An 11,571-nucleotide genomic window follows, 5' to 3' on the forward strand; every position below is an offset into this window, starting at 1 on the left:
AGGCCTTGCCATGCGCAGCACTTCTACGTCCACTTCCGCTCCCCCCGTCGCACTCGAACGGTCGCCCTCGGTGCTCGGCGGTGCCATGATGATCGGTGGCACCATCGTCGGTGCCGGCATGTTTTCGCTGCCGGTCGTCATGTCCGGCCTGTGGTTTTACGGCTCCGTCGCGGTCCTGTTGTTTGCCTGGTTCTGCACCTTGCATTCCGGCCTGATGATTCTTGAGGCCAACCTTAACTATCGTTCCGGTGCCAGTTTTTCAACGATCACCAAAGACCTGTTGGGTCGTCGCTGGAATGTGTTGAACGGCTTGAGCATCGTCTTTGTCCTGTACACGCTGACCTACGCCTACATCTCGGCCAGCGGTTCGGTGATTCATCACAGCGCCCAATCATTGGGAGTGAATCTGTCGGCACGCGCCGGGGGCTTGTATTTCACCCTGACGGTCGCGCTCATCGTGTGGCTGAGCACGGCAGCGGTGAGCCGGGTGACCACAGTGATCTTCGGTGCAAAGATTATCGCGTTCTTCCTGACCTTCGGCGGGCTGCTCGATCACGTGCAACCGGCGACACTGCTCAATCGAAACGCCACGGATAGCCACTACCTTCCTTACCTGCTGATGACCCTGCCCTTCTGCCTGACCTCCTTCGGTTTTCACGGCAACGTTCCCAGCCTGATGAAACACTTCGGCAAAGACCCGCAGCGTATCCGTGCCTGCCTGGTCAGCGGCACCCTCATCGCGCTTGGGCTGTACGTTGTCTGGATGGTTTGCAGCATGGGCAACATTCCCCGGGACGGGTTCAAGGACATCGCTCAGCGTGGCGGCAATATCGACGTGCTGATCAGCGCGCTGGGGGCGATGCTCAACAGTGCGAAAATCGATGTATTCCTCAGCCTTTTTTCCAACTTCGCCGTCGCCTGCTCCTTTCTCGGCGTGTCCTTGGGGCTCTTCGATTATCTGGCCGATGTGCTGGGGTTTGACGACAGCCCGCGAGGTCGCCTGAAAACCGCAGCCACCACCTTCCTACCACCTATGCTCTGCGGGCTGTTGTGGCCAGAAGGGTTTATCCATGCCATCGGTTTCGCCGGTCTGGCGGCGACCCTCTGGGCCGTCATTACCCCGGCATTGCTGGCCAGCGCATCACGCAAGCGCTTTGGCAGCCCGCGGTATCGCGTCTGGGGAGGCCAGCCCATGATTGCCCTGATATTGTTTTTCGGCGTGATCAGCGCGATTTCACATGTGCTGTTTTCATTGGATTTGTTGCCGGTGTGGCGCTAGCGGTCTCAAACGCCATTCGGTTTTCCGAACGCGACCTGTCGGTCGATTCGGTTTACCGGATTATCCTTCGCCAAAATCAGCGCCATAAATATTTAATACCCTTATAAATCAATAACTTGATCTATCTGGCCTGGCCTGGCACGAGTCATGCTCTACACTCTTGGACGAATGCCTGTTGCACCCCACTTCAGGAGCCGTCAGGCATTCGAAGCACAAAAGGGCCGATGAACTGGCTCCATAAAAAAAACAATGTCGAGGAAAATTTGATGCGCATCGTTCCCCATATCCTGGGCGCAGCCATTGCTGCCGCTCTGATTAGCACTCCAGTTTTCGCTGCCGAACTCACCGGCACACTGAAGAAGATCAAAGAGTCCGGTGTGATCACCCTCGGGCATCGTGACGCTTCCATCCCGTTTTCCTATATCGCGGACGCTTCCGGCAAACCGGTCGGCTACTCCCACGATATCCAGCTGAAAATCGTCGAAGCCATCAAGAAAGACCTGGACATGCCGAACCTCCAGGTCAAATACAACCTCGTAACCTCGCAAACCCGTATCCCGCTGGTGCAGAACGGCACCGTGGACGTCGAATGCGGCTCCACCACCAACAACGTAGAACGTCAGCAGCAAGTGGCCTTCTCCGTCGGCATCTTCGAAATCGGTACGCGTCTTCTCTCCAAGAAAGACTCCGCGTACAAGGACTTCGACAACCTCAAAGGCAAGAACGTCGTGACCACCGCGGGCACCACGTCCGAGCGCATCCTCAAGTCGATGAACGCCGACAAGCAGATGGGCATGAACGTCATCTCCGCCAAAGACCACGGCGAGTCCTTCCAGATGCTGGAAACCGGCCGCGCAGTGGCTTTCATGATGGACGACGCGTTGCTGGCGGGTGAAGCGGCCAAGGCCAAGAATGCGAAGGACTGGGAAGTGACCGGTACTCCTCAATCCTACGAAATCTACGGCTGCATGGTTCGCAAGGGCGACGAGCCGTTCAAGAAGGCTGTCGACGACGCGATCGTGGCGACCTACAAGTCGGGCGAGATCAACAAGATCTACGACAAATGGTTCATGTCGCCAATCCCGCCAAAGGGCTTGAACCTGAACTTCCCGATGAGCGACGAGCTCAAGACCCTGATCGCCAATCCGACCGATAAAGCGGCTGACGACAAGAAGTCCTGATTTCTGACTAACCTTATCTCCTGAGAGGGCCTCTACCCTTTCAGGAGATAGTCACTCCCTGCTGGCATTTTTGGAAACACTCGAACCGGTGGCTGTCGAGCCGCTCGTGTGTGCCTGATCGTCAAGGTCGGGCGGGAACGGAGCTTCCCCAGGCGGGCATTTGTACATCGAACGATCTGAGGGGAGACCCTAATGAATTACAACTGGGACTGGAGCGTATTCTTCAAGTCCACCGGCGTGGGCAGCGAAATTTATTTCGACTGGTACCTATCCGGTTTGGGCTGGACCATCGCCATCGCCGTCGCCGCCTGGATCATCGCGCTGCTGCTGGGCTCGGTTCTGGGCGTCATGCGCACCGTGCCGAATCGCATCGTATCGGGCATCGCGACCTGCTACGTCGAACTCTTCCGTAATGTGCCGTTGCTGGTTCAGCTGTTCATCTGGTACTTCCTGGTACCCGATCTGCTGCCGCAAAACCTGCAGGACTGGTACAAGCAGGACCTGAACCCGACCACCTCGGCTTTCCTCAGCGTCGTCGTCTGCCTGGGCCTGTTTACCGCCGCTCGAGTGTGCGAACAAGTGCGTACCGGCATCCAGGCGCTACCTCGCGGCCAGGAAGCTGCCGCTCGCGCCATGGGCTTCAAACTGCCGCAGATCTACTGGAACGTGCTGCTGCCCCAGGCGTACCGGATCATCATTCCGCCGCTTACCTCGGAATTCCTGAACGTGTTCAAGAACTCCTCCGTGGCGTCGCTGATCGGCCTGATGGAGCTGCTCGCGCAGACCAAACAGACCGCCGAGTTCTCCGCCAACCTGTTCGAAGCGTTCACCCTGGCCACCCTGATCTACTTCACCCTGAACATGAGCCTGATGCTGCTGATGCGTGGGGTCGAGAAGAAAGTGGCCGTACCGGGCCTGATCTCCGTAGGGGGTAAATGATGGAATTCGACTTCTCGGGCATCGTCCCGTCCCTGCCGGGCCTGTGGAACGGCATGGTCATGACCCTGCAACTGATGGCGTTGGGCGTCGTCGGCGGGATCATCCTCGGCACGATCCTGGCCCTGATGCGCCTGTCCCACAGCAAGCTGCTGTCGAACATCGCCGGCGCCTACGTCAACTACTTCCGTTCGATCCCACTGCTGCTGGTCATCACCTGGTTCTACCTGGCGGTGCCGTTCGTACTGCGCTGGATCACCGGCGAAGACACCCCGATCGGCGCGTTCGCCTCCTGCATCGTGGCCTTCATGATGTTCGAAGCGGCGTACTTCTGCGAAATCGTCCGGGCCGGCGTTCAGTCGATTCCCAAGGGCCAGATGGGTGCTGCCCAGGCCCTGGGCATGACGTATGGCCAGATGATGCGCTTGATCATCCTGCCGCAAGCGTTCCGCAAGATGACACCCCTGCTACTGCAACAGAGCATTATCCTGTTCCAGGACACCTCGCTGGTCTATGCGGTCGGCCTGGTGGACTTCCTGAATGCTTCGCGTGCCAGTGGCGACATCATCGGTCGCTCCAATGAGTTCCTGATCTTTGCAGGTCTCACGTACTTCACAATCAGCTTTGCCGCCTCGCTGCTGGTCAAGCGTCTGCAAAAAAGGTTTGCCGTATGATCTCTATCAAGAATGTCAACAAGTGGTATGGCGACTTCCAGGTACTGACTGACTGCAGCACCGAGGTCAAAAAAGGCGAAGTGATCGTGGTGTGCGGGCCGTCCGGCTCCGGCAAATCCACCCTGATCAAATGCGTCAACGCCCTGGAACCGTTCCAGAAAGGCGATGTGGTGGTTGATGGCACGTCCATCGCCGACCCGAAGACCAACCTGCCGAAACTGCGTTCGCGCGTGGGCATGGTGTTCCAGCATTTCGAACTGTTCCCGCACCTGACCATCACCGAGAACCTGACCATCGCGCAGATCAAGGTGTTGGGCCGCAGCAAGGAAGAAGCCACCAAGAAAGGCCTGCAACTGCTTGAGCGCGTTGGCCTCTCGGCTCACGCCCACAAGCACCCGGGCCAGCTCTCCGGTGGTCAGCAACAGCGTGTGGCGATTGCCCGTGCGCTGGCGATGGACCCGATCGTCATGCTGTTTGACGAACCGACCTCGGCGCTCGACCCGGAAATGGTCAACGAAGTGCTGGACGTGATGGTGCAACTGGCCCACGAAGGCATGACCATGATGTGCGTAACCCACGAAATGGGCTTCGCCCGCAAAGTGGCGGACCGCGTGATCTTCATGGACCAGGGCAAGATCATCGAAGACTGCAAGAAAGAAGACTTCTTCGGCGACATCACCCATCGTGCCGAGCGTACACAGCACTTCCTTAACAAGATTCTGCAGCACTAAGAAAGACACCGCTCCCCAACTGTGGGAGCGGGCTTTTGTGCTGAGGGATTTGGGATAGTGGGTTTTGTGGCGAGGGGATTTATCCCCGTTGGGCTGCGAAGCGGCCCCAGCACTTCAAATTCGAACCGAATTTGATGGGTTGACGACTGCTGCGCAGCCGAACGGGGATAAATCCCCTCGCCACAGAAATCCCCCACCACAAAGGCTCGCTCCTACAAGGGGTCGGTGGTGGTCTGGAGATTTGTGTTGTGGTTGACCCAAGGCATCTGTGATGAAATGCGACCCCACTCTCTATCGCGCCGCGCCGCCATCACTCGCCGTGAAACCCCGTCTGATTCGCCATCTGTTCCTGCCGCCGCTGGTCATCGCCCTGATGATCGGATTGGGTTTCCTCGGCTTCTGGATCAGTGAACACTACGGGATACGCAGCCTCAGCGAGAACGGTCAGCGTCAGCTCGAACTGCACGCCCGCGCCGTCGAGAGCGAGATCAGCAAGTACACCTACCTCCCCAGCCTGCTGGAACTGGAATCCAGTGTTTCAAAACTGCTGGCCGCCCCGTCACCGGAACACCGGCAGACCGTCAACGATTACCTCGAAGGCCTGAACCGGCGCAGCCGCAGTCGGGCCATCTACGTGATGGACACCACCGGCCGCGTCATGGCCACCAGCAACTGGCGCGATGTCGACAGTTACCTGGGTGAAGACCTGTCCTTTCGCGCCTATTTCCAGAACGCGGTGCGCGGTCAGCCGGGACGCTTCTACGGCATCGGCAGCACCAGCGGCGAACCCGGTTATTACCTGGCCCACGGCCTGGAAGAACACGGCAAGATCATCGGCGTCGCCGTGGTCAAAGTCCGCCTCGAAGCCATGGAAGAACGCTGGCAGCGCGCACGCCTCGAAGCCTTCGTCAGCGACGAGAACGGCATCATCATTCTGTCCAGCGATCCGGCACGACGGCTGAAATCGGTTGTGCCGTTGAGCGACGAAACCAAGGAAAAACTGGCCCGCAGCCTGCAGTACTACTGGTTCCCGCTGAACGAACTGCAACCGCTGGCCCGGGAACAACTGGCCGAAGGCGAGGAAAAACTGACCTTCCCCGCCAACAGTGAAGTGGAGTCCGACGAAGAGGACATCAGTTACCTCTCGCAGACCCGCCCCCTGAGCGACACCCCGTGGAATTTCACCCTCCTCACGCCGCTACAGGATTTGCGCCGCGAAGCGATCAACCAGGGGATTCTGGTAGCCGTGGCATTTGCCCTCGTGGCGTTCCTGCTGATTGCCTGGAACGAGCGACGCAAGGTGATCTCCACCCGCCTCGCCGCCCGTGAAGCCCTGCAGGAAGCCAACAATCAACTGGAGCGTCGGATTACCGAACGCACCACCGACCTGCGCGCCAGCAACGAGCGGCTCAAGGGTCAGATCCGCGAACGGCGTCAGGCTGAAGAGACCTTGCGCCGCGCTCAGGATGAACTGGTGCAGGCCGGCAAACTCGCGGCCATCGGCCAAATGTCGACCAGCATCGCCCACGAACTGAACCAGCCGCTGGCGGCGCTGCGCACTTTGTCTGGCAATACCGTGCGCTTTCTCGAGCGCGGTCAACTGGACGTGGCCAGCACCAACCTCAAGACCATCAATGAATTGATCGACCGCATGGGCCGGATCACCGCCAGCCTGCGCTCCTTCGCCCGCCGGGGTGACGACAAGGGCCAGGCCTGCCTCGGCAAAGCCGTGGACGCCGCGATGCAACTGCTGGGCGGTCGGGTTGAAAGCGTCCATCTGACAGTGCACCGCGAATTCGACGACAGGCAAGTGCAGATCGACCAGACCCGCCTTGAGCAGATTCTGGTCAACCTGATCGGCAACGCCCTCGACGCCATGCAGGCACAACCATTGCCCGAACTGTGGCTGGAAGGCGAGGAGTTCGACGGTAAATATCGCCTGCGCGTACGCGACAACGGCCACGGTATCGATGCCGAAGCGCGCAAGCATCTGTTCGAACCGTTTTTCACCACTAAACCCGGCGAACAAGGCCTGGGCCTCGGCCTGACCCTGTCCGCCAGCCTGGCCGCCGCCACCGGCGGGCATCTGGGTGTCGAACACCCGGCCAGCGGTGGCACCACCTTCGTCCTCAGTTTACCGTTGGTAAGCCCCCTTCACGCCGAGCCAATATGAACAACGACCTTAGTGTGCTGATCGTCGAAGACGACCCCCATGTGCTGCTCGGCTGCCAACAGGCGCTGACCCTGGAAGACATTCCCTGCGTGGGCGTGGGCAGCGCCGAAGAAGCGCTGGAGCGGGTTGGCGACAACTTTGCCGGCATCGTCATCAGCGACATCCGCCTGCCGGGCATCGATGGCCTGGAATTGCTGACCCGACTCAAGGCCCGGGATCGCAGCCTGCCGGTGGTGCTGATCACCGGCCACGGCGACATCTCCATGGCCGTCGGCGCGATGCAGAAAGGCGCCTATGACTTCATGGAGAAACCGTTCTCCCCGGAACGCCTCGTCGATGTCGCCCGCCGAGCGCTGGAGCAACGCAGCCTGGCCCGGGAAGTCTCTTCGTTGCGCCGGCAACTGGCGGAGCGTGACTCCCTGGAAGGCCGGATCATCGGCCGCTCGCCGGCCATGCAGAACCTGCGCGAACTGATCGCCAACGTCGCCGATACGTCGGCCAACGTGCTGATCGAAGGTGAAACCGGCACTGGTAAGGAACTGGTCGCGCGTTGCCTGCACGACTTCAGTCGCCGCCACACCAAACAGTTTGTCGCGCTGAACTGCGGTGGCCTGCCGGAGAACCTGTTCGAAAGCGAGATCTTCGGCCATGAAGCCAACGCCTTCACTGGCGCCGGCAAACGACGGATCGGCAAGATCGAACACGCCGACGGCGGCACGCTGTTCCTCGACGAAGTGGAAAGCATGCCCCTGCCCTTGCAGATCAAACTGCTGCGGGTGTTGCAGGAACGCACCCTGGAACGCCTGGGTTCGAACCAGAGCGTGGCCGTGGATTGCCGGGTGATTGCGGCGACTAAATCCGACCTCGACGAGTCGAGCAAAGTCGGCGAGTTTCGCAGCGACCTGTATTACCGCCTGAACGTGGTGACCCTGGAACTGCCGCCCCTGCGCGAACGTCGCGAAGACATCCTGCAATTGTTCGAACACTTCCTGCAGCAGTCGTCCTTGCGCTTCGACCGCGCCGTGCCGGAGTTGGACAACCAGACCTTGTCGAACCTGATGAGCCACGACTGGCCCGGCAACGTACGCGAGTTGCGCAACGTCGCCGAGCGTTTTGCCCTCGGTCTGCCGGCCTTCAAGAAGTCCGGCGCCAGCGGTAGCAATCAGGGTTTGGCCTTCGCTGAAGCGGTGGAAGCCTTCGAACGTAACTTGCTCAACGATGCTTTGCAGCGCAGCGGCGGCAACCTGACCCAGGCCAGCCTGGAACTGGGAATGGCCAAGACCACGCTGTTCGACAAAGTCAAAAAGTACGGACTGAGCCACTGATGGACCTGTTATTGAAAGCGGCGCTCGGTGCGACAGTGGTCGTCATCCTCGCCGCGCTGGCCAAGACCAAAAACTATTACATCGCAGGGTTAGTGCCGCTGTTTCCGACCTTTGCGCTGATTGCGCATTACATCGTCGGCAAGGGGCGTTCGCTGGAGGATTTGAAGACCACCATCGTGTTCGGGATGTGGTCGATTATTCCGTACTTCGTTTACCTGGCGACGTTGTATCTGATGGTCGACCGGATGCGGCTCGAAGCGTCGCTCGCCGTGGCGGCAGTGGCGTGGCTGATGGCCGCCACCGTCCTCGTCACCGTCTGGGTCCGCCTGCACGCCTGACCCCGCAGGTTCTGTAGGAGCGAGGCTTGCCCGCGAAGGCGGTGTTCCTATCGCAGGAGATGCATCGGACGCACCGGCCTCTTCGCGGGCAAGCCTCGCTCCTACAGAGTCTGCGGTGTGTGATCATTCCCACGCGGAGCGTGGGAATGATCATCAAAGGATCTGCGGTGTCTGATCGGTGGCAGCTGGCCCGCCCCTTGCATTTACCCCCAAAAGCCCCCTCGGCCGGCCTTCATGATGGATGAAGCCGGTGTCTGGGAGGGTCTGCCAAGGGTGAATTGCGACCTTGAACATTTTAGATCTCGACCACAGCCTGACAGCCCAGGCGCCCATCTCGAGGCTGCTGGACAGCGGCCGTGCCAAACGCCTCGACCTGCTCGACCTCGGCCCGAAATTGCGCCTGTGGTCCAGCGAACGGACCTTTCGCCGCTTTGCCGAACGCTTGCAGCAACGGCCCCGGCACAGCGGCCCGCAGCCAGAAATTTTCTTCGTCGGCTCCGGTGATTACCACCATCTGACCCCGGCCTTCCTGAGCGATTTGCCGGAGCCGGTGAGCCTGATCCACTTCGACAACCACCCCGACTGGGTCCGCTTCGCCCCGCGCCGGCATTGCGGTTCGTGGGTCAATCAGGCGCTGAAGCTGCCGAACATCCAGCGCATCGTCACCCTCGGCCCGTGCAGCGATGACCTGCAAAATCCGCAGCTCAAGGGCGGCAATGTGCGGGCGCTGAAACGCGGCGTGTTGCAGCTGTTTCCGTGGCAGCGTCCGCCCTCGAAAGTGTGGGGCCGGGTGGGTGACGGCGCTGGCCATCAACAGCAGGAAAACCTGCTGCACTGGCGCAATCTGGCGGAGCTCGACTGGCCGGTGTTTCTCGAACAGATGATCGCCAGCCTGCCCACCCGCGCGGTATGGATCACCGTCGACAAGGACGTATTGGCCAGCGAAGACGCGGCGACCAACTGGGACCAGGGCGGCATGCGCCTGAGCCATTTGCTGCAAGCCATCAGAGCCTTGGCGGCGAGCAAGCGAATCATCGGCATCGACATCTGCGGCGAGTACGCCCGCCCGGCCTTCAGCAACGCCCTCAAACGCTGGGAAGCCAAGTCCGACCAGCCCCCGGCCGAACGCTGGAGCGAAGCGGATCTACTGCGCAACTCGACGACCAACCAGGCGTTGATCGACCTGTTCGAGGAGCTGTTCCCATGACCTACACCGTGATTGTGCTGGTGGCGTTTTCCATCGTGCTGGACGTCATCGGCCAGCTCTGTTTCAAGCTCGGCCTGGACCGATTGCCGGAACTCGAAGGCGGCTTTCGCCTGAATGCGTTCTGGGGCCAGGTGTTCAACGCGCCGCTGCTGTGGTGCGGGATCGGCGCCTATGTGATCGAGTTTTTCGTCTGGCTCGAAGCCCTGTCCCGGGCGCCGCTGAGCCTGTTGTTTCCGGCGGCGGCGCTGGCGTATTGCGGTGTGGTGTTGGCCGGCAAACTGATCCTCGGCGAGACCGTCAGCCGCCGGCGTTGGCTCGGCACCCTGGTGATTACGGCGGGCGTGATGCTCGTGTGTGTCACCCATGCATGAGGTTCAATCGATGATCAGAGGCAAGACCGACTGGCTGCATGAGCGCCTCGGCACGGTGGTGCTGTGGGCGTTGCTGATAGGCTTTGAAAGCGCCGGCCAGATCGCTACGAAGGTCGGTGGAGATCAACTGGGGCAGATGGATTTCAACCTGCAATGGTTGCTGGCCGTGGCGGTGAATCCGGGGGTTTGGTTCGCGATTGCCTGCTACATCGGCGCGTTTTTCGTGTGGATGCTGATCTTGCGGCGTAGCAGTTTGTCCCTGGCGTTCCCGTTGAGTTCGCTGGTGTTTGTTGGGGTGTTGCTCGGGTCATGGCTGGGGTTGGGCGAGCAGATCAGCGTGCTGCACTGGGTCGGGGTGGCGGTGATTATGGGCGGGATTGCGTTGCTGGCCGAAGGCGAAGAAACCTAGATTTTTGTGATCTCAAGGACCCCATCGCGGGCAAGCCCGCTCCCACATGGACGGCGCATAACCTGTGGGAGCGGGCTTGCCCGCGATGGCGTCAGACAGGCCAACCAAGAACCTTCAATTGAACTTGTAGGCCAGTGCCGCCTGCACTTCCCCCTGGTTAGTTTCCCCCACCTCTTTGACAATGCTGCTATCCGCCGCCGCTCCCGTCAGGTGAACCCAGCTCGCGCTGGTCAACAACGACCACTGCGGCGCCAGCGGAAACTCGAAACTCTGGGTCAACGCCACATTCTGCAAACCACCGCCCGCGTTGTAAGGCCTGATCCCCGAGGCTTGTGACTCATTGGCACTGACGCCGAAGAACGTCTGACTCTGCCGCGCATCAGCGAAATGCGCAGTCAGGCTGGAGCTGCCAATTACCCCGCCACCCAGTGGATAACCCACCTCCCCGCCAACGCGCCCCAACACCCCGCCCTGGCCGCCGCGCCCGCCAATCGCTTGCCCGACCGAGGCAAACACCCGCCAGAAATCAGCCGGCGCGTACTGCACGTAGCCACCGACCTCGCCCATGTCCGGCACGTCGCGCAGGCCCTGCAGTTCGCCGTTGGACGTGCGCCCCGGCAGGTAATTCACGAACGGCCCGGCGCTGAAACCCTTGGTGTTCAACGCGTCCCAGGTCAGCCCGTCGTCCGTGCCGAGGCTGACATCACCCCAGTCGAGATCGAGATACGGCACCGGCCGGGTTTCATAGCGGCTGCCGGTCGGATCGTGCGGCTGATAGCTGAGGCCAGCCCCCGCCTCACCGGTGATGCCGTCCGCTAAAACGTTGCCCGAAAGGCACGTCAGCGCGGCGAAGAGAGCAATCGTAATCCTCGACATGAGGCCATTCCTTGAACTGGATGTGCGCGCATCAATCCCCGAATCGCACCTCTCGCGCAAGCACTCATGTT

Annotated in this window: 12 protein-coding genes; 11 read left to right on the forward strand and 1 reads right to left on the reverse strand. The window is 60.5% G+C overall.

Annotated features, from left to right (window positions below; genetic code table 11):
- Positions 1–10 precede the first annotated feature (10 nt).
- The 11 genes from mtr to ACA053_RS23235 all read left to right on the forward strand — a co-directional run bounded on the left by mtr (position 11) and on the right by ACA053_RS23235 (position 10,624).
- A complete protein-coding gene (gene mtr / locus ACA053_RS23185) occupies positions 11–1,279 on the forward strand; it encodes a tryptophan permease (RefSeq protein ID WP_497313388.1) in 1,269 nt (422 codons plus the stop codon).
- Positions 1,280–1,545: 266 nt separating this feature from the next.
- A complete protein-coding gene (locus ACA053_RS23190) occupies positions 1,546–2,460 on the forward strand; it encodes a glutamate/aspartate ABC transporter substrate-binding protein (RefSeq protein WP_109636201.1) in 915 nt (304 codons plus the stop codon).
- A 192-nt stretch (positions 2,461–2,652) separates the two neighbouring features.
- Positions 2,653–3,399, forward strand: a complete 747-nt coding sequence (locus tag ACA053_RS23195) for an amino acid ABC transporter permease (RefSeq protein ID WP_109634473.1) — start codon at positions 2,653–2,655, stop codon at positions 3,397–3,399.
- Entirely contained in the window at positions 3,399–4,070 is a 672-nt protein-coding gene (locus tag ACA053_RS23200; protein ID WP_109634474.1) for an amino acid ABC transporter permease, read from the forward strand. The genes ACA053_RS23195 and ACA053_RS23200 overlap by 1 nt, the downstream gene beginning before the upstream one ends.
- Positions 4,067–4,801 carry an amino acid ABC transporter ATP-binding protein gene (locus tag ACA053_RS23205; protein WP_109634476.1) on the forward strand — a complete coding sequence of 245 codons (735 nt, stop codon included), beginning with the start codon at positions 4,067–4,069 and terminating at the stop codon, positions 4,799–4,801. Before ACA053_RS23200 ends, ACA053_RS23205 begins: the two co-directional genes overlap by 4 nt.
- A 271-nt stretch (positions 4,802–5,072) precedes the next feature.
- Positions 5,073–6,974 carry a two-component sensor histidine kinase AauS gene (aauS, locus tag ACA053_RS23210; RefSeq protein WP_109634479.1) on the forward strand — a complete coding sequence of 634 codons (1,902 nt, stop codon included), beginning with the start codon at positions 5,073–5,075 and terminating at the stop codon, positions 6,972–6,974.
- On the forward strand, positions 6,971–8,299 hold the full coding sequence (gene aauR, locus ACA053_RS23215) for a two-component response regulator AauR (RefSeq protein WP_497393795.1): 1,329 nt from the start codon (positions 6,971–6,973) through the stop codon (positions 8,297–8,299). Before aauS ends, aauR begins: the two co-directional genes overlap by 4 nt.
- Positions 8,299–8,637, forward strand: coding sequence for a GlpM family protein (locus ACA053_RS23220; protein WP_497313393.1), 339 nt, complete (start codon positions 8,299–8,301; stop codon positions 8,635–8,637). The genes aauR and ACA053_RS23220 overlap by 1 nt, the downstream gene beginning before the upstream one ends.
- A gap of 286 nt (positions 8,638–8,923) precedes the next feature.
- Positions 8,924–9,844: an arginase family protein gene (locus ACA053_RS23225; RefSeq protein WP_497393796.1), complete on the forward strand. Its 921-nt coding sequence runs from the start codon at positions 8,924–8,926 to the stop codon at positions 9,842–9,844.
- A complete protein-coding gene (locus ACA053_RS23230; protein WP_497313397.1) occupies positions 9,841–10,215 on the forward strand; it encodes a DMT family transporter in 375 nt (124 codons plus the stop codon). Before ACA053_RS23225 ends, ACA053_RS23230 begins: the two co-directional genes overlap by 4 nt.
- A gap of 10 nt (positions 10,216–10,225) precedes the next feature.
- Entirely contained in the window at positions 10,226–10,624 is a 399-nt protein-coding gene (locus tag ACA053_RS23235) for a DMT family transporter (RefSeq protein WP_176457759.1), read from the forward strand.
- Positions 10,625–10,738: 114 nt separating this feature from the next.
- Here the strand turns inward: ACA053_RS23235 and ACA053_RS23240 are convergent, their stop codons facing one another.
- Complete coding sequence (locus ACA053_RS23240; protein ID WP_497313401.1) at positions 10,739–11,500, reverse strand: MipA/OmpV family protein; 762 nt, start codon at positions 11,498–11,500, stop codon at positions 10,739–10,741.
- Positions 11,501–11,571 lie beyond the last annotated feature (71 nt).

Source organism: Pseudomonas sp. LBUM1672 (assembly GCF_059695655.1).